The 18,426-nt window shown below is 72.3% G+C and carries 15 protein-coding genes; 10 read left to right on the top strand and 5 right to left on the bottom strand.

What is annotated here, in order from left to right; genetic code table 11:
• Positions 1 to 14: 14 nt before the first annotated feature.
• Positions 15 to 1,979 carry a TIGR03960 family B12-binding radical SAM protein gene (locus ACYVLT_RS10820; protein WP_461119985.1) on the top strand — a complete coding sequence of 655 codons (1,965 nt, stop codon included), beginning with the start codon at positions 15 to 17 and terminating at the stop codon, positions 1,977 to 1,979.
• A gap of 87 nt (positions 1,980 to 2,066) precedes the next feature.
• On the opposite strand, the gene ACYVLT_RS10815 is transcribed toward ACYVLT_RS10820, so the two are convergent.
• Entirely contained in the window at positions 2,067 to 2,888 is an 822-nt protein-coding gene (locus ACYVLT_RS10815) for a ferredoxin (protein ID WP_461119984.1), read from the bottom strand.
• Between the two features lie 276 nt (positions 2,889 to 3,164).
• Between ACYVLT_RS10815 and ACYVLT_RS10810 the strand changes: the two genes are divergently transcribed.
• Entirely contained in the window at positions 3,165 to 3,698 is a 534-nt protein-coding gene (locus ACYVLT_RS10810) for a sigma-70 family RNA polymerase sigma factor (protein ID WP_461119983.1), read from the top strand.
• Positions 3,699 to 3,954: 256 nt separating this feature from the next.
• Positions 3,955 to 6,657 carry a LuxR C-terminal-related transcriptional regulator gene (locus ACYVLT_RS10805; RefSeq protein ID WP_461119982.1) on the top strand — a complete coding sequence of 901 codons (2,703 nt, stop codon included), beginning with the start codon at positions 3,955 to 3,957 and terminating at the stop codon, positions 6,655 to 6,657.
• Position 6,658: 1 nt separating this feature from the next.
• Here ACYVLT_RS10805 and ACYVLT_RS10800 read toward each other — a convergent pair whose 3' ends face one another.
• Positions 6,659 to 8,143 (bottom strand): S8 family peptidase, encoded by a 1,485-nt coding sequence (locus ACYVLT_RS10800; RefSeq protein WP_461119981.1) that lies wholly within the window; start codon positions 8,141 to 8,143, stop codon positions 6,659 to 6,661.
• Between the two features lie 219 nt (positions 8,144 to 8,362).
• On the opposite strand from ACYVLT_RS10800, the gene ACYVLT_RS10795 reads away from it, so the two are divergent.
• The 6 genes from ACYVLT_RS10795 (at position 8,363) to proB (ending at position 15,824) form a co-directional block, all read left to right on the top strand.
• On the top strand, positions 8,363 to 9,106 hold the full coding sequence (locus ACYVLT_RS10795) for a TIGR03936 family radical SAM-associated protein (protein WP_461119980.1): 744 nt from the start codon (positions 8,363 to 8,365) through the stop codon (positions 9,104 to 9,106).
• Positions 9,107 to 9,302: 196 nt separating this feature from the next.
• On the top strand, positions 9,303 to 12,305 hold the full coding sequence (locus ACYVLT_RS10790) for a translation initiation factor IF-2 N-terminal domain-containing protein (protein ID WP_461119979.1): 3,003 nt from the start codon (positions 9,303 to 9,305) through the stop codon (positions 12,303 to 12,305).
• Positions 12,306 to 12,530: 225 nt separating this feature from the next.
• A complete protein-coding gene (gene rplU, locus ACYVLT_RS10785; protein WP_053722830.1) occupies positions 12,531 to 12,845 on the top strand; it encodes a 50S ribosomal protein L21 in 315 nt (104 codons plus the stop codon).
• Positions 12,846 to 12,859: 14 nt separating this feature from the next.
• Positions 12,860 to 13,123: a 50S ribosomal protein L27 gene (gene rpmA / locus ACYVLT_RS10780; protein WP_073889563.1), complete on the top strand. Its 264-nt coding sequence runs from the start codon at positions 12,860 to 12,862 to the stop codon at positions 13,121 to 13,123.
• Positions 13,124 to 13,218: 95 nt separating this feature from the next.
• On the top strand, positions 13,219 to 14,697 hold the full coding sequence (gene obgE, locus ACYVLT_RS10775; protein ID WP_461119978.1) for a GTPase ObgE: 1,479 nt from the start codon (positions 13,219 to 13,221) through the stop codon (positions 14,695 to 14,697).
• Positions 14,694 to 15,824 (top strand): glutamate 5-kinase, encoded by a 1,131-nt coding sequence (gene proB / locus ACYVLT_RS10770; RefSeq protein WP_461119977.1) that lies wholly within the window; start codon positions 14,694 to 14,696, stop codon positions 15,822 to 15,824. Before obgE ends, proB begins: the two co-directional genes overlap by 4 nt.
• A 2-nt stretch (positions 15,825 to 15,826) precedes the next feature.
• On the opposite strand, the gene ACYVLT_RS10765 is transcribed toward proB, so the two are convergent.
• The gene (locus ACYVLT_RS10765; protein WP_461119976.1) at positions 15,827 to 16,099 is read right to left on the bottom strand and encodes a hypothetical protein; all 273 of its coding nucleotides are present in this window, start codon (positions 16,097 to 16,099) and stop codon (positions 15,827 to 15,829) included.
• Between the two features lie 214 nt (positions 16,100 to 16,313).
• Here ACYVLT_RS10765 and ACYVLT_RS10760 point away from each other — a divergent pair, with 214 nt between their 5' ends.
• A complete protein-coding gene (locus tag ACYVLT_RS10760) occupies positions 16,314 to 16,526 on the top strand; it encodes a hypothetical protein (RefSeq protein WP_461119975.1) in 213 nt (70 codons plus the stop codon).
• A 3-nt stretch (positions 16,527 to 16,529) separates the two neighbouring features.
• Here ACYVLT_RS10760 and ACYVLT_RS10755 read toward each other — a convergent pair whose 3' ends face one another.
• Positions 16,530 to 17,801, bottom strand: a complete 1,272-nt coding sequence (locus ACYVLT_RS10755) for an MFS transporter (RefSeq protein ID WP_461119974.1) — start codon at positions 17,799 to 17,801, stop codon at positions 16,530 to 16,532.
• 62 nt (positions 17,802 to 17,863) lie between these two features.
• Positions 17,864 to 18,409 (bottom strand): GNAT family N-acetyltransferase, encoded by a 546-nt coding sequence (locus ACYVLT_RS10750; RefSeq protein ID WP_461119973.1) that lies wholly within the window; start codon positions 18,407 to 18,409, stop codon positions 17,864 to 17,866.
• Positions 18,410 to 18,426 lie beyond the last annotated feature (17 nt).

Here is an 18,426-nt window from a genome sequence, read left to right as displayed (position 1 = left end):
TTACCCTGGTCGGCGTGAGCGTCGAGTCGGTTTTCCCCGCCCTGGAACCCCTGCTGCCGAGGGTGTCCAAGCCGGTGCAGTACGTCGGCGGGGAACTGAACGCCACCGTGAAGGACTGGGACGCCGCCGCGGTGCGGTGGGCGCTGATGTACCCGGACGCCTACGAGGTGGGGCTGCCCAACCAGGGCGTCATGATCCTCTACGAGGTCCTCAACGAGCAGCCGGACGTGCTGGCCGAGCGCACGTACGCGGTGTGGCCCGACCTGGAAGCGCTGATGCGCGAGCACGGCGTCCCGCAGTTCACCGTCGACGGCCACCGGCCGGTGGGCGCGTTCGACCTGCTCGGGGTGAGCTTCGCCACCGAACTCGGCTACACGAACCTGCTCAACGCGCTCGACCTGGCCGGCATCCCGATCCACGCCGCCGACCGCACCGAGGACCACCCGATCGTGGTGGCCGGCGGGCACGCGGCGTTCAACCCGGAGCCGATCTCGCCGTTCGTGGACGCGGCGGTGCTCGGCGACGGCGAGGAAGCCGTCCTGGAGATCACCGACATCGTCCGCGCGTGGAAGGCCGAGGGCCGTCCCGGCGGTCGGGACGAGGTCCTGACCAGGCTCGCCGAGACCGGCGGCGTGTACGTGCCCCGGTTCTACGACGTGGAGTACCTGCCCGACGGGCGCATCCAGCGCGTGGTGCCCAACCGCGAGCGGGTGCCGTACCGGGTGTTCAAGCGGACCACGATGGACCTCGACGCGTGGCCGTACCCGAAGCAGCCGCTGGTGCCGCTCGCGGAGAGCGTGCACGAGCGGATGAGCGTGGAGATCTTCCGCGGCTGCACGCGCGGCTGCCGGTTCTGCCAGGCGGGCATGATCACCCGCCCGGTGCGCGAGCGGTCCATCGAGGGCATCGGCGCGATGGTGCAGCGCGGCCTGGAGGCGACCGGGTTCGAGGAGGTCGGCCTGCTGTCGCTGTCCAGCGCGGACCACTCGGAGATCGCCGAGATCACCAAGGGCCTCGCCGACCGCTACGAGGGCACCAACACCAGCCTGTCGCTGCCGTCGACGCGCGTGGACGCGTTCAACATCGACCTGGCCAACGAGCTGTCCCGCAACGGCCGCCGCTCCGGCCTCACGTTCGCCCCGGAGGGCGGCAGTGAGCGCCTCCGGCGCGTGATCAACAAGATGGTGTCGGAAGAGGACCTGATCCGCACCGTCAGCGCGGCGTTCGGCGCGGGCTGGCGGCAGGTGAAGCTGTACTTCATGTGCGGTCTGCCCACCGAGACCGACGACGACGTGGTCCAGATCGCCGAGATGGCCAAGAACGTCATCCGCGCGGGCCGCGAGGTGTCCGGCCGCAAGGACATCCGCTGCACCATCTCCATCGGCGGGTTCGTGCCCAAGCCGCACACGCCGTTCCAGTGGGCCGCGCAGTGCGACCCGGAGACCGTGGACAACCGGCTGCGCCTGCTGCGCGAGGCGGTGAACTCCGACCGCGCGCTGGGCCGCAACATCGGCATGCGCTACCACGACGGCAAGCCGTCGCTGATCGAAGGCCTGCTCTCGCGCGGCGACCGGCGCATCGGCCGGGTCATCGAGCGGGTGTGGCGCGAGGGCGGCCGGTTCGACGGCTGGTCCGAGCACTTCTCCTACGACCGCTGGGTCTCCGCCGCCGAGGCCGAGCTGACCCCGTTGGGCGTGGACCTGGCCTGGTTCACCACGCGGGAGCGCGAGGAGCTGGAAGTCCTGCCCTGGGACCACCTGGACTCGGGGCTGGACAAGGAGTGGCTCTGGGCGGACTGGCAGGACGCGATCGACGAGCGCGAGCAGGACGACTGCCGCTGGACGCCGTGCTTCGACTGCGGTGTGTGCCCGGCGATGGGCACCGACATCGAGGTGGGCCCGACCGGTCGGGCGCTGCTGCCGATCTCGCCGGTCGGCAAGGGCTCACCGGTGCGCAACCCGGCGCTGACGAAGGGCTGACCGGCGGCGGGCCGACCGCTGGCCGGTCGACCGTTGGCGAAGGGCTGACCGCCCGCGATGGCCGACCGCTCACGAAGGGCCGGCCGCTCACGAACCGACCGCCCCCGGGCGGGCCGGTGCCCCGTCGACCCGGATCGCCCGCATCGGGCACACCCGTGCCGCCGCGCGCACCTGCGGCGCCTGGTCGGCGTCGGGGTTGCGGGCGTAGCGCAGCCGCCCGTCGTCCAGCACCCGGAACACCTTGGGCGCCTGGGCCTGGCACAGCGCGTAGTGCCGGCACCGCTCGTGGTCCACGGCGACCCGGACACCCGTCGGACCCTCCGGCGCCGGCGGCGGGTCGGCCTCGATCACGCCCATCCGCACGAGCACGGGCGGCGGCAGGAACCGGAGCACGGTCAACGTGATCGCGGGCATCAGCACGGTGATGCCACCCATCCACACCACGGCGACGTGCCCGCTCGCGGCGGCGCCCAGCCAGGCGTGCATCGCGCCCAGCCACACGCCCACGTACGCGAGCCGGTGCAGGCGCAACCAGTTGCGGTAGAACACCGAGTTCTGCAACGCGGCCGTCACCGCGGCGGCGAGCATGAGCTCCAGGCCGACCACGCCGAGCGCGTGCCGCACCTCGCCACCACCCACCAGCGGCAGCACGAGCTGGTAGACCGCCAGCGAACCGTTGTCCAGCAACAGGAACGTCACCGCGTGCACGACGGCCGCCGCGATGGCGAACGTGCCCAGGACCTGGTGGGTGGTGCGCAGCGCCGACCGGCCGGTGATCTTGCGGACCCAGCCGGTCGCGGTGAGCACCCCCCAGCACGCGGCCAGGCACATCGCCACGTACGCCATCCGCCCGGACAGCGTGGCGACGTCCCACACCCCGGCGTCGTGTTCCGAGACCGCGACCACCACGTGCGCACCCCCTGTTAAAGACCTGATCCACCCTCTGCAGAGGAACTACGAACGTCGTGTGCGGCGGTTCGACAGAAGGTTCAATTAAGATATGTGATCTACATCACACAGGTACTCGAGAACCGTCCGGACGGCCAACACGATGTGTCCCCTAGAACGCACGGTAATGCCGTCCACAACTGTCCGACAGTGGTGGATCGCGGCCTTGCGTTGTAGTACGTTCGCGACAGTCGCATTCGCCCCGCCGCGCGCGAACTCCAGGAGGTCGGTTACTCCATGAATTCACTGGGCGGTGTCCGGATGGCCGGCGGGCGGTCCGGGGAAGAACTCGTGACCACGCTGTACGAGCAGTTCAAGGGCGCGTTGCACGCCCATGTGCTCGGCTTGACCAACTATGACCGGCAGTGGACCGAGGACGTGGTCCAGGAAACTTTGATCCGTGCGTGGCAGAACGCCGAGACGCTGGTCCGCGACCCGCGGATGCTGCGCGGCTGGCTGCTCACCGTGGCCAGGAGGATCGTCATCGACGGGTGGCGCACGAGGCGATCCAGGCCTCAGGAAGTAGAGCTGACCAGCCCGGACGCGGCGCAAGTCCCGGACGACACCGAACAGCGGCTGTCCATCATGGTGATCAACGACGTGATCGGCAGGCTCGGCGAGGAGCACCGCGCGGTGATTTACGAGACCTACGTGCGCGGTCGCACCGTGCGCGAGGCGGCGCTGGTGCTCGGCATTCCGGAGGGCACCGTCAAGTCCCGCGTCTACAACGCGATGAAGATCTTGCGCCGCGCCTTGCACGAGTGGAATTGAGAAAGCGCGAGTCCGGGCAACGCGGAGAAATCGACGACCGGTCACGCGCATTTGCCCGCAAGTCCGGTGAATCGGCTCGCGGCAGTGAGGACTCGATTCTGGCCGAAGACCGGCGAGGCGTCTCTACGGTGGGTACCGAAGGAAATCCGACCGCCGCGATGGCGATCCTTCGGTACCCAGGGGACTGGACAGGTGTCCTACCGTGGTGGTTCCGATCCACCGCCCGGGCTGCGCCGCAGCAGATCGGAGCTTTCCGGTGACCGCACCGAACCCCACATTGTCCGGCCGGGACCGCGAACTGCGCGCCGCCCGTGCGCTGCTGCACGGCGTGCTGGCGGGCCGGGCCACGACCCTGCTGGTCACCGGTGAGATCGGGATCGGCAAGTCGACCCTGCTGGCGGCGATCGCGCGGGACGCGCGCGGTCTGGGCTTCACGGTGGCGGCCGCCACCGGTGCGCGACTGGAGAGCGACCTGCGCGGCGGCGTGATCGGCAGGCTCGCCGAAGGGCTGGACGGCGGGTCGGCCGAGTCGCTGGACTGGTTCTACCGCGTGGTCCAGGCGGCGCTGGGCCGCGGACCGCTGCTGCTGGCCGTGGACGACGTGGACCTGTCCGACAGCTGGTCCCTGCGTTGCCTGGCCTACGTGCTGCGCCGGGTGACCGACCGGCCCCTGGCGGTCGTGCTGGCCGCCACCACCGGCCAGGCGCCGGTCGGCGAGGTGACGCTGCCGGAACTGGTGGGCGCGCACCACGAGCACCTGGAACTGGCCGGGTTGGACGTGGCGGCGGTGGCCCAACTGGTCGGCGACGCGCCCGCGGCGGCCTGCCGCGAGGTGACCAGGGGCAACCCCAAACTCCTGGCCGCGTTGGCGAACCAGCTGCGCGACCGCCCGGGCGTGACCGCGGCCGACGTGCACGCGCTCGCCTCGGCCGACATCGGCGCGGCGCTGCGGGTGCGGCTGCGCCGGCACGAAGGCGCGGCGGAGGTGGTGCGCGCCGCGGCGGTGCTGGGGGAGGACGCGACCGTGGACCGTCTGGCCGCGATGGCCGACGTCGAACCCCGGCGCGCGCTGCGGCTCATCGACGGCCTCGTGCGGCTGCACGTGTTCCGCGACGACTACCCCCTCGGCTTCAGCCACAGCTACCTGCGCAACGCCGTGCTGGCCGACCTCCCCGTCGCCACCAGGGCCGCCGACCACACGCGCGCCGCCGTGCTGCTGCGGGCCGCGGGCGCGCCCGACGACCGGATCGCCGAACACCTCCGCGAGGCGCGCGGCGTGCCGCTCGCGTGGGGCGTGGAGGTCCTGCGCCGCGCGGCCCGCAAAGCGACCCACGACGACCGGCTGGACGCCGCACAGGACTACCTGGAGCGCGCGCTGGAGGAACGCCTGTCGTCCGACGACCGGCTGGCCGTGCAGCTCGAACTCGTGCACATCACGTTCCTGGTCGACCAGGCCGCGGGCATGGACCGGCTCCGGGACGCGCTGGCCCACGCCGACGACGCGCGTTCCGCCGCCGGGCAGGCGGTCACCATGCTGCTGCGGCTGTGCAGCGGCCCGGAGGCCCGCCTCGCGGTGTCCATCGGCCTGCAACTGGCGTCCCGCCTCACCTCCCAGGAACACGACGAGTCGTGGGAGCTGCGGGTCATGTCGTACCTGGCCAGCGCGGGCAACGACGTCGCCCTGGCGTTGCGCGCCAGCATGTTCACCGACGAGCTGGAGTCCGAGGTGCCGCGCCCGCCCCGGCTGCGGCAGGTCCACTCCGCCCTGCTGTCGCTCGGGCACGCGTTGCGCGGCGAGTCGGCCGAGGACGCCCTGCGCCACGCCGCCGAGGCCTTGGAGGGCGAGCGGGTCGACGTGTTCGTGCAACCGTTCGTGTTCACCGTCAGCACGTGCTTCATGGCCGACGCGCCCGACCTGTCCGAGCGGTTCCGCCGCATGATCGGCAGCGAGGCCGAGCCGCACGACTACCACCTGCGCAAGGGCACGGTCGTCTCGATGGCGCACGGCATGGACTTCCTGGCCCGCGGCGACCTGGTGCGCGCCAAGACGTTCCTGAAGTGGCAGCTGCGGCTGTTCGACGAACTGGGCGCGGTCGCGGTGTGCCCCATGGCGATCCTGTGCGCGGCCCGGTTGGCCGAGGTGCTGGTCGACCTCGGCCGGTTCGAGGAGGCCCGGGAGCTGCTGGCGCGCCACGGTTTCGCCGACGAGCTGCCGGAGCTGTTCCAGCACAACGTGACGCTGTTCGCGCGGGGCAAGCTCAAGCTCGCCACCGACGACCCGGTCGGCGCGCTGGCCGACCTGCTCGAATGCGGGCGAAGACTCACCGCGTCCAAAGTAGACAGCCCGGCGATCCTGCCGTGGCGGTCGCTGGCGGTGCGGGCACACCTCGCGCTGGGACGCCGTGAGGCCGCCGCCGGACTGGCCGCCGACGACCTCGCCCGCGCCAAGCGCTGGGGCACCCCGCGGGCCATGGGCACCGCGTTGATCTCCGTCGGCCTCACCACCGACGACGAGGCCGCCACCCGGGCGTTGCTCAAGGCGGTCGAGTACGTGACCGACTCCGTCGCCCGCCTCCTGCACGCCGAGGCGCTGCTGGAACTGGGCGCGCGACTGCGCCGCCGCGGTCAGGCGGAACGCGCCATCCCGTACCTGAGACAGGCGGTCGAGATCAGCGCCCGGTGCGAGTCCAAGCCGCTGATCCGCCGTGCCGCCGAGGAACTGCGCGCGTGCGAGCCGGCCACCGCGCACGGCACCGTGCACGGGTTGACCAAGCAGGAGACCCGCGTGGCGGGCATGGCCGCCCAGGGCCTGACCAACCGCCAGATCGCCGAGGCCCTGTTCCTCACCCGCCGCACGGTCGAGCTGCACCTGTCCGGCGCCTACCGCAAGCTCGGCATCGCCGGCCGCGCGGACCTGGCGGGCGCGCTGCGCCGCCACCAGGACCAGTACTCGGCCTGACCTACTCCCGCACCGCGGCCAGGGCGTCGACCAGGCCGTGCCCGTAGAAGCCGTTGTACTCGGAGTACCCCGTGCAGTACGCGTCCTGCACGCCCGTGCCGTTGAGGTCGTAGTCCGCCGGGCACGGCACCGTCTCCGCCCGCGCGTTGAGCATCCGGGTCAGGTCGTCCGCGGAGGCACCCGGGTGCCTGGACGCCAGCAGCGCCGCCACCCCCGTCACGTGCGGCGTGGCCATCGACGTGCCGCACGAGTAGTCGTAGCCGGCGGCGGGCACCGTCGACAGCACGCACCCGCTGCGCCCGTCGTCGGGCACCTGCCTGCGGTCACCGCCCGGCGCGGTCACGTCCACCGCGCCCAGCCCGTACGAGCTGTACCCGGCCTTGACCTTGTCCGCACCCACCGACGACACCGCCACCACGTTGCGCAGCTGCGCGGGCAGCACCAGGCACGTGTTGTCCACCGGCCGCGGCTGGACGTCCTCCGGCGCGGCGTTGGTCGGGCTCAGCACGTCCCGGCCCGGCTTGGTCAGGTCGGCCGCCGCGTTGCCCGCCGCCGCCACCGCCAGCACACCGCGCCCGGAGGCGTGCTCGACCGCCCGCCGCACCGCCTCGTAGACCACGGACTGGCCCTGCTTGTTCTGGCAGGTGAACACCCACGGGTCGATGAAGTAGCTGTTGTTGGTGATGGTCATGCCCTGCTCGGCGGCCCACATGAACCCGCACACCGCGTACTCGGGGTAGATGAACCCGGCGTCGTCCACGACCTTCACCGACGCGATCCGCACGCCCGGCGCCACACCCGTCGTGCCCAGGCCGTCGTCGGCCGCCGCGATCGTGCCGGCCACGTGCGTGCCGTGACCGGAGGTGGTGGGCGTCCACGCGGCGGGCGACGGGTCCGCCACACCGGTCGTGCAGCCCGCCGACAGCGCCGGGTCGAGCGCGCCGACCAGGTCGGGGTGCGCGGGGTCGATGCCCGAGTCGAGCACGCCCACCACCACGTCCCGGCTGCCGGTGCTCACCGCGTGCGCCTCGGCCGCCCGGATCAGGTCCATGTCCCACTGCTCGGCCGTGCGGTCGGTCGTGCCCGCCGAAGGGGGCGTCCCGGTGGCCTCGTCGTCCCTCTTCTTGTGCCGGGCGGGCGCGCCGGTGCGCTTGGACAGGCCGTCGAGCTGGGCGCTGTAGGCCCGGTGGGTGCCGATCCGCTGCCCGAACCGGGGGTCCGGCGACACGGCGACGGCCACCGCGATCTGCGGGTAGTACCGGGCGGTGCCGCCGCACGCGGCCGCGATCTCCGCCTCGGCCAGCGGCGCGCTGGTGCCGGGGGCGAACACGACCAGGTAGCGCAACGTCGGACCGGGCTGGACGCAGTCCACCGCGGTCACCGGCTCCTCGGGCTCGGCCGCGGCCGCCGGGATCACCGATAGGCAGCCGGTCGCGAGCAGCGCCGCGCTGACCGCGACCGCTTGGACGCGGCGGTGCAGAGGCACGGGGGACCTCCAGGGCTGGACCGGGTCGGGGGCGTTGCCGGACGGTAGCCAGACGGCGCGGACCAGACAAGCGCAACGGTGCCGAACAGGTCCAAGGTACCGTCCTGGTGGAGTAGGAGCGTGGACCGTCGGGGGTGCTCACCCCTTCGCGGGCCCACCCGGCACCCAAGGGGAGTAGCACTGAGCCGCCAGCAGCAGCCCAACCCGTCGGCCGCACCTGTGCAGAAGCTCCGACTGCGCTACGCGAAGCGCGGTCGACTGCGGTTCACGTCACATCGTGACATCGCACGCACGTTCGAGCGTGCGCTGCGTCGGGCGGGTGTCCCCATGGCCTACTCCCAGGGTTTCAGCCCTCACCCGAAGGTGTCATGGGTCGGGGCGGCGCCGACCGGCGTGGCCAGCGAGGCCGAGTACGTCGAGGTCCAGGTCGTCGAACAGGTCGACCCCGATGCGCTGCGGACCGCGTTGGACGCCGTGCTGCCGCCCGGTCTGGACGTGCTGGAGGTCGTCCGGTCGGCGGGCGGCACGCTGCCCGAGCGGATCGAGGCCAGTGCCTGGCGGGTCGAGCTGCCCGGCGTGTCGCCCGAAGTTCTGACCGAAGCCGTGACGAGGCTGATGGCCGCGGCATCGGTCGAGGTCGAGCGCCTGACCAAGGACGGGAAGAAGATCGTGGACGTCCGGCCGGCGATCGTGTCGGCCGCGGTGCTGGACTTGGTAGGGGTGCATTCGAGCGACGCGGGACACGATGGACGAGATTTGTCACAGCCGTGTGGGATACTCATGACGGTCGTACGGCAGACAACCCCTACCGTGAGACCCGACGACGTGCTGAGCGCGCTCCGAGTCGTCGCCGACCTGGTTCCGCCGGTCCCCGCGAAGGCGACCCGGATGGCGCAGGGGCGGCTGGACGATGAAGGCGGCCTGGTCGACCCGCTTGCCCTGGACAGGGCGGCGGAGGTCTGACCGGGCAGTGATCGGAACGGCGCTGACGGCGTCGTCGAACAGTGTTATGGGACCTGCTGTGCCGCGTGCCCCCACGGGTGTGCGCGCCACGGCGAAAGGCAAGGATTCCCGCCGCCAGCCGCGGCGGTGAGTGGACACGGAGAGGCCCCTGCGCGGCCGCGTCGGTTGGGACGCGCCCGGGGGCGGAGGAGCTGCATTGTCGAACAAGGAAAAGCCCGCCGGCGCCGCCGGCGGGGGTAGCGCCACATCCGCACACCCGGAACTGGCGGATCTGCCCGCCAAGCTGCGGGTGCACGCGCTGGCCAAGTTGCTCGGCGCGAGCAGCAAGGACGTGGTGGCCGCCCTCGCCGACCTCGGTGAGACGGTCAAGGGCGTGCAGTCGAGCGTGAGCCGCGATCTCGCGCTCAAGGTCGCCGAGAGCCTGCTGAACTGGGACGACATCGTCACCGGCGAAGTGGACGAGCAGACCGAGGAACCGGTGGCGGTGGCCCGTGAGGTCGCGCCGCTGGTGCCGCTGTTCGCCCCGCCGTCGGCGGTGTTCCTGCCGCCGACCCCGGTGGCCAAGCAAGCGCCGCCGGTGAGCCGGGACGACGACCTCGACGACACCGAGGACGACTCCGACGACCACGCGGCCGCCGACGACGCCGGTGACGAGGGCGAAGGCCGCCGCCGCCGCCGTCGTGGCCGGCGTGGCCGCGGTCGCGGCAAGGGCGTCGAGGACAACGGCGACGACGAGCCCGGCGAGGAGCAGGCCGAGGTCGCCGAGGCCGAGACCGAGGCGGAGACCGCCGACGAGACCTCGGCCGACGAGGACGGCGCGGGCAGCCGCCGCCGTCGGCGTCGCCGCCGCCGCAAGACCGGCGCCGAGGAAGAGGCCGCGCCGAGCGAGGACGACCCGCCGAACACGGTCGTCCACGTCCGCGAGCCCAGCCGCGACGCGCGTGACGACAAGGCCGACTCCGAGGCCGCGCAGAGCGAGGTGCGCAGCGTCCGCGGGTCGACCCGGCTGGAGGCCAAGCGCCAGCGCCGCCGCGACGGCCGCGAGGCCGGTCGCCGCCGCGCCCCCGTGCTGTCCGAGTCCGAGTTCCTGGCCCGTCGCGAGGCCGTCGAGCGCACGATGGTGGTGCGCGAGCGAGGCGACCGCACGCAGATCGGCGTGCTGGAGGACGGCGTCCTGGTGGAGCACTTCGTGACCTCGTCGGGCAGCGGTTCGCTGGTCGGCAACGTCTACCTCGGCCGGGTGCAGAACGTGCTGCCCTCGATGGAGGCGGCGTTCATCGACATCGGCCGCGGCCGCAACGCGGTGCTCTACGCGGGCGAGGTCGACTGGGACGCGGCGGGTCTCGAAGGCAAGGCCCGCAAGATCGAGCAGGCCCTGTCCTCCGGCGACAGCGTGCTGGTCCAGGTCACCAAGGACCCGGTCGGCCACAAGGGCGCCCGGTTGACCACCCAGATCAGCCTGCCCGGCCGCTTCCTGGTCTACGTGCCCGGCGGCGGCGCGACCGGCATCAGCCGCAAGCTGCCCGACAACGAGCGCAAGCGCCTCAAGGACATCCTCAAGCGCGTCGTCCCCGAGGACGCGGGCGTCATCATCCGCACCGCCTCGGAGGGCATCGCCGAGGAGGAGCTGGCCCGCGACGTGACCCGTTTGCAGGCGCAGTGGCAGATCATCAAGGACAAGGCCGACACGCCCAAGGCCCAGTCGCCGCAGCTGCTCTACGAAGAGCCGGACCTGCTGGTGAAGGTCGTGCGCGACCTGTTCACCGAGGACTTCGCCGCGCTCGTCGTCCAGGGCGCGGACGCGTGGGAGACCATCGACGGCTACGTCCGGCACGTCGCGCCCGACCTGCAGGAACGGCTGCGCAAGCACATCGGCAACAGCGACGCGTTCACCGAGTACCGCATCGACGAGCAGCTGCTCAAGGCGCTGGACCGCAAGGTCTGGCTGCCGTCGGGCGGCTACCTGGTCATCGACCGCACCGAAGCGATGACGGTCATCGACGTCAACACCGGCAAGTTCACCGGATCGGGTGGAAACCTCGAAGAGACGGTGACCCGGAACAACCTGGAGGCGGCCGAGGAGATCGTCCGCCAGCTCAGGTTGCGCGACATCGGCGGCATCATCGTGATCGACTTCATCGACATGGTGCTGGAGTCGAACCGCGACCTGGTGCTGCGCCGGCTGACCGAGTGCCTCGGCCGTGACCGCACCCGTCACCAGGTGGCGGAGGTGACGTCGCTGGGTCTGGTGCAGATGACGCGCAAGCGGGTCGGCACCGGGCTGCTGGAGGCGTTCTCGACGACCTGCGAGCACTGCCGCGGGCGTGGCCTGGTCGTGACGACCGAGGTCGCGCACGCGCACGGCAACGGCAACGGCGGTGGCCAGCCCCAGCAGCAGCAACAGCCGCAGCAGCAGGGCGGTGGCCGCAAGTCGCGTCGCGCCAAGCAGGCGGACGTCCCGGAGCCGGTGGCCGAGCAGACCGTGGAGCCGACCGAGGAGCCCGAGGCGATCGCCGAGCAGCCGACGTCGGACGAGCCGGTGGCCGCCGTGGTCGAGGAGGAGGCCGCGCCGGAGACCCCGAAGCGCGACCGCCGCCAACGCCGCCGGGCCCGCCGCGAGGCAGGCGCCGTCATCAAGCACGGCGACGAGCCCGCCGTCCCGGTCCGGACGAGCCCTGCCGCAGCCGCGGGCACGGCCACGTCGGACGCGGAGCCGGTCACCGAGCAGGCCCCGGCCGTCGTGCGGGCCGAGCAGGCGCCCGCCGAGCCCGCCGCCCGGCAGGCCGCTCCCGAGCAGCCGGTCGCCCCGCAGCCGGTCGCCCAGCAGCCGGTCGCCGAGCAGCCCGTCGTCGAGCAGGCCGCGCCCGCGCCGGCCGGCCCTGTCGCAGCCGCGGACACGGCCGAGCAGCCCGTCGAGACTCCGTCGGCGCCCGTCGACGAGCCCGTCAAGACCGGGCGGACCCGCCGCCGGGTGACCAAGCCCGCCATGGTGCCCGAGCCCGTCACCCCGCCCGTCGCGGTGGCGCCGGTGGAGGTCCCGCCGGTCACCCGGACGAGCGCCCCGGCTCAGGTCGCCGAGCAGCCGCTCAACGGCCACGCCGAGCCGAACGCGCCCGCGGTGACCACGCGTCGCCGCCCGGCCCGCCGTGCCGCGTCCCGCCCCGCGGGCCCGCCGCTGGACGGGGTCAAGGAGAGCTGATCCACGCACCGCCGGAACCGCTGCCCAGCCCGTCTGAGCAGCGGTTCCGGCGCGTCGGGACCGGTACGCCCACCCCGGTTTGACCACGCCGTCCACCGCCACGTAACCTGATACGCGGCCCGCCGTCCGGTGGGCCCTGTCGCGTGAAGCCCAGCTTGCTCTTTACCAGTGCAGCCGTGGCGCGCGCGATCCCGTCCCGTCGAGCAGCAGGAGACTTCCGTCCCGATGTACGCGATCGTCAAGACCGGCGGCAAGCAGTACAAGGTGGCTGTCGGCGACGTCATCGAGGTCGAGAAGCTCGAAGGCGAGCCGGACACCGAGATCACCTTCGCGGCGCCGCTCCTCGTTGTGGACGGCGATGACGTCACCTCCGCGGCGGACGCCCTGGCGAAGTTCTCGGTGACCGGCAAGGTCGTCGAGCAGACCAAGGGCCCCAAGATCCGCATCCACAAGTTCAAGAACAAGACCGGCTACCACAAGCGCCAGGGTCACCGCCAGAAGTTGACCCGCGTCGAGGTCACCGGCATCACCGGTAAGTGAGGATCTGACTAGCCATGGCACACAAGAAGGGTGCATCCAGCTCCCGCAACGGCCGTGACTCGAACCCCCAGTACCTCGGGGTCAAGCGGTTCGGCGGTCAGGTCGTCAAGGCCGGCGAGATCCTGATCCGCCAGCGCGGCACCAAGTTCCACCCCGGCGTCAACGTCGGCCGCGGCAAGGACGACACGCTGTTCGCGTTGGCTCCGGGCGCGGTCGAGTTCGGCACCAAGCGCGGTCGCAAGACCGTGAACATCGTCCCGGTCGAGGCTGCTGCCTAAGCAGCTCGGCGAGACGGATCGACCTCAAGACGAGGGGCGGGACCGGTGCAATCCGGCTCCCGCCCCTCGTCGCTTCTGCTAGAGAGGAAATCCCCGTGTCCCGCTTTGTCGACCGGGTCGTCATCCACGTCGCCGCAGGTGACGGGGGCAACGGGGTCGCCTCCGTGCACCGCGAGAAGTTCAAGCCGCTCGGCGGCCCGGACGGCGGCAACGGCGGCAAGGGCGGCGACGTCGTGCTCGTGGTCGACTCGCAGGTCCACACGCTCCTCGACTTCCACTTCCGCCCCAACGCCAGCGCCGGCAGCGGCAAGGGCGGCCAGGGCGGCAACCGCGACGGCGCGCACGGCGCGGACCTCGAACTGCGCGTGCCCGACGGCACGGTCGTCATGACGCCCGACGGCGAGGTGGTCGCGGACCTCGTCGGCGAGGGCACCCGCCTGATCGCCGCCCAGGGCGGCCGCGGCGGCCTCGGCAACGCCTCGCTGGCGTCCAAGGCCCGCAAGGCCCCCGGATTCGCCCTGCTGGGTGAACCGGGCGAGGAGCACGACCTGGTGCTGGAGCTGAAGTCCGTCGCGGACGTCGGCCTGCTGGGCTTCCCGTCGGCGGGCAAGTCGTCGCTGATCTCGGTGCTGTCCGCGGCCAAGCCGAAGATCGCCGACTACCCGTTCACCACGCTGGTGCCGAACCTCGGCGTGATCACCGGCGGCGAGACGATCTTCACCATGGCCGACGTGCCCGGCCTGATCCCCGGCGCGTCCGAGGGCAAGGGTCTCGGCCTGGACTTCCTGCGGCACATCGAGCGCTGCGCGGTGCTGGTGCACGTGGTGGACTGCGCGACCTACGAGCCGGAGCGCGACCCGCTGTCGGACATCGACGCGCTGGAGGAGGAGTTGGCGAAGTACACCCCCTCCCTGGCCGACGACCTGGCCGAACGGCCGCGCGTCGTGGTGCTGAACAAGATCGACATCCCGGAGGCGCGCGACCTGGCGGAGATGGTGCGCCCGGACATCGAGGCGCGCGGCCTGCCGGTGTTCGAGGTGTCCACGGCCAGCCGCGAGGGCCTGCGCGAGCTGACGTTCGCGTTGGCGCGCGTGGTGGAGGAGTACCGGGCGTCGCGGCCGAAGCAGGAGTCGACCCGGATCGTGCTGCGGCCCAGGGCCGTGGACGACCAGGGCTTCACCGTGGTGGAGGACCCGCAGACCGAGGGCGGCTTCATCGTGCGCGGCGAGCGGCCCGAGCGGTGGATCCGGCAGACCGACTTCAGCAACGACGAGGCCGTCGGCTACCTGGCCGACCGGCTCGCCCGCCTCGGCGTCGAGGACGCGCTGGTCAAGAAGGGCGCCGAGCCGGGCTGCCAGGTCACCATCGGCGACCTGGTGTTCGACTGGGAGCCGACGACGCCCTCGGGCATCGCGATGACCATGAGCGGTCGCGGCACGGACGCGCGGCTGGAGGCCGGCAACCGGATCGGCGCCTCCGAGCGGCTGGCGGCCAAGAAGGCCCGCCGCATCCCCGGCCAGTTCGACGAGGCCGACGACTTCGAGGACCGGTTCGAAGAGGACGACGACGAGTGATCGGTTCGGTGGCGGCGTCGCAGGCCCGGCAGTCGGTGTCCGCGGCGTCCCGGGTCGTGGTGAAGGTCGGGTCGTCGTCGTTGACCACCGCCGAGGGCGGCCTGGACCGGTCGCGGCTGGACGCGCTGGTGGACGCGGTCGCGGCGCGGTGCGCGGCGGGCAGCCAGGTGGTGCTCGTGTCGTCGGGCGCGATCGCGGCCGGTCTCGCGCCGCTGGGCGTGCCGCGCCGGCCCCGTGACCTGGCCACGCAGCAGGCGGCGGCGAGCGTGGGGCAGCTGGCGCTGGCGCACGCGTACGCGAACTCGTTCGGGCGGTTCTCGTTGACCGTCGGGCAGGTGCTGCTCACCGCCGACGACGTGGTGCGGCGGTCGCACTACCGCAACGCGCAGCGCACGTTCTCACGGCTGCTGGCGCTGGGCGCGGTGCCGGTGGTGAACGAGAACGACACGGTGGCCACCGAGGAGATCCGGTTCGGCGACAACGACCGGTTGGCCGCGCTGGTGGCCCACCTGGTCGGCGCGGACGCGTTGGTGCTGCTCTCCGACGTCGACGCGCTCTACGACGGCGATCCCCGCCGGCCGGGCGCGCGGCGCATCACCGAGGTGGCCGGCGCGTCCGACGTGGACGGTGTGCGGGCGGGTTCGGTCGGCGCGTCGGGGCTGGGCACCGGGGGTATGGCGTCGAAGCTGGCCGCGGCACGGCTGGCCGCGTCCGCGGGCATCCCGGTGCTGCTGGCGGGCGCGGCGGACGCGGCGCGGGCGTTGGGCGCGGCCGACGTCGGCACGGCGTTCGCGGTGACCGGCACCAGGCTGTCCGCCCGCCGCTTCTGGCTCGGGCACGCGGCCGACGCGACCGGCAGGCTGGTGCTGGACGACGGCGCGGTGGCCGCGGTCGTGGGCCGCCGGCGTTCGCTGCTGGCGGCGGGCATCACCGGCGTCGAGGGCGCGTTCGAGGCCGGTGACGTGGTGGAGCTGGTCGACCTGTCCGGGCACGTGGTGGCACGCGGCGTGGTCGGTTTCGACGCCGCCGAGCTGCCCGCGTTGATCGGCCGGTCGAGCCACGACCTCCCGGCCGAGCAGCGCCGCGAGGTCGTGCACGCCGACGACCTGGTGCCGTTGCGGCCTTAGCCTCAGCCGTGGTTGCGGTCGCGGTCGCGCAGCCAACGTCCGGCCGTCCGCCAGATGACGTGCGGGTCGACGTCCTCGGCCTGCCGTGGTAGCGCGCGTGACCCCGAGCTCCCGGTACTTCCGCTCAGCCCCGGCCACTCGCGGCTCGAGGTGAAGCCCGCCCGGTAGGCGCCCGGCGTGCGCCGGATGCGGTCGAGCGTGAACTCGGTGACGCTGACCAGCGCGGGACCCGCGAAGTCCGCCTCCGGGCCGGTGATCCACTTGCTCCTGAGCACGTCCGCTCCCCGCTGTCCGACACCGGCTGACCAAGGCGCTCGTGGCCGCGGAACTGCCGCTGCTGGAGCGGCACGGGCTGGACATGTGGGCCTACGTGGTGCTCACCGAGCTGTCGCGGGGCGCCGCGCCGACCCAGCTGGCGTTGGCCAGGGAGGTCGACGTGGACAAGACGACGATGGTCGGGATCATCGACGGGATGCAGGCCCGGGGCTGGTGTCCCGGCGGCCCGATCCGGACGACCGGCGGGCGCGGATCATCGAGCCGACCGCGGAGGGGCGCAAGCGGTTGCGCGCCGCCCGTGCCGCGGTCCGGCGCATGGAGGACGACTTCCTGGCCGAGCTGCCGCCGGCCCGGCGCGCCACCCTGCTGACGGCCCTGCGCGACCTGTCCGCCGAGCCGCCGGCCCGGTTGACCGCCACGCCCTGAGCGCTACCGCAGTTCGCTGCCCTTCGTCTCGGGCATCGTGAGGATCACGAAGAAGGCGATGGCGGCGCCGACCGCGACGTAGACGAAGAACGTGGTGCCCGGCAACGCCTGGATCACCAGCGGCGCGGTGCCGCCGAACAGCGCCACGGTCAGGTTGTACCAGGAGCCGATGCCCGTGGCGCGCAGCTCGGTCGGGAACAACTCGCTCATCACCGCGGGCGCGATCGATGTCATGGCCGTGTAGAGGCCGAGGCCGACGCAGAACACCAGGAGCAGGTTGCCCACCCCCGGTCCGATGAGCGTGGACAGCGGCACCACCAGCACCGCCGTCGTGGCCGACCAGGCCAGCAGCTGCGGCTTGCGGCCGAACCGGTCCGACAGGGCGCCCATCGGGTACTGGAGGGCGATGAACAGGGCCGTGGCGATCGACAGGGCGAGGAACACGTCCACTGCGTCGGCGCCGCGCTTGGACACCGCGAACGGGGTCAGCGCGCTGAAGAACGTGTAGTAGCAGAGCGTCGAGAGCATGGTGAAGCCGACGAGTCGGCCGACCGCCTTGGGGTGGTCGCGCAGGGTCGTCAGCAGGGGGCGCCTGAGCTGCTGCGCCTTGGCCTTGTTGTGCTCGAACTGCTCGGTCTCCTCCAGGCTGCGGCGCAGCCACAGGCCGACCAGGCCGAGCACACCGCCGATCAGGAACGGGATGCGCCAGCCGTAGGACGCGAGTTGGCCGGCGTCGAGCGTGCGGGCCAGGGTGAACCCGAGCAGTGACGCGATGAGCACCGCTGCGCCGGTGGAGATGTAGAAGAACGCCGAGTACCGCCCCCGGCGTTCCGGCGGCGCGATCTCCGCCAGGTACGCCGAGGCGTTGGACACCTCGCCGCCCAGCGACAGGCCCTGTGCCACGCGGGCCAGCAGGAGCAGGATCGGCGCCAGCCACCCGACCTGCGCGTAGGTGGGCAGGATGCCGATCGCCAACGACCCGCCGGCCATCAGGACGATGGTCAACAACATCGCCGTCCGCCGCCCGCGCAGGTCGGCGAACCGCCCGAGCAGGTACCCGCCCAGCGGGCGGAAGAAGAACGCGATCGCGTACGCCGCGAGCGTGTTGATCAGCGCGAGTTGCGGGTTGTCCTTGGGGAAGACCTGGGTGGCGAAGTAGATGCTGAAGGTGACGAAGATCGTCCAGTCGTACCACTCGATGGCGTTGCCGATGCTCGCCGCGACGAGCTTGCGGACCGGTAGGCGGTGCTGGGTGTCGGTCTCCACGGCAGCCATGCGTTGGACACAACCACAAAGTCGCCGAAGTCGGTAGATCCTTCACCGATCCACCGTCGGGCTCACCCCCGCGAGTCGGTCGCGGCTCGCCACTCCGCCGCCAGCAGGCCGAACAGCAGGTCGTCGGTCCACTCGCCCTTGATCCAGGTGGCCTGCACCCGGTGACCCTCCTGCCGGAACCCCAGCCGGGCCAGCAGGTGCGCGGACCGCGTGTTGCGGGCGTCGCACTCGGCGGACACCCGGTGCACACCGCGCACCTCGAACAGGTACGCCAGCACCCGCCGCACGGCTTCCACCGCGTAACCGCGCCCCTGGTGCGCGGTCGCCAGCGTGTACCCGATCTCGGCCTGCATCCGGTTCTCGTGCAGGCCCACCCCGACGTCGCCGACGAGCACCCCGTCCGCCTCGACCGCGAACTGGTACCAGCCCGGTGCGGTCGGGTCCGCCGCCGCGACGTCCCGCACGAACTCCTCGGCCTGCGCCAAGGTGAACGGCGCCTCCCATCCCTGGTACCTGGCCACCTCCGGGTCCGACCGGTACGCGGCGAACGCCGGCGCGTCGGCCGCCTCGAAAGGCCGCAGCACCAACCGTTCCGTCGTCAGCCTCACCTCGTCACCCCCACCTC

The organism is Saccharothrix stipae (genome assembly GCF_054781895.1).
The sequence above is the reverse complement of the archived record's forward strand: the minus strand, read 5'-3'. Positions and strand labels throughout refer to the sequence as shown.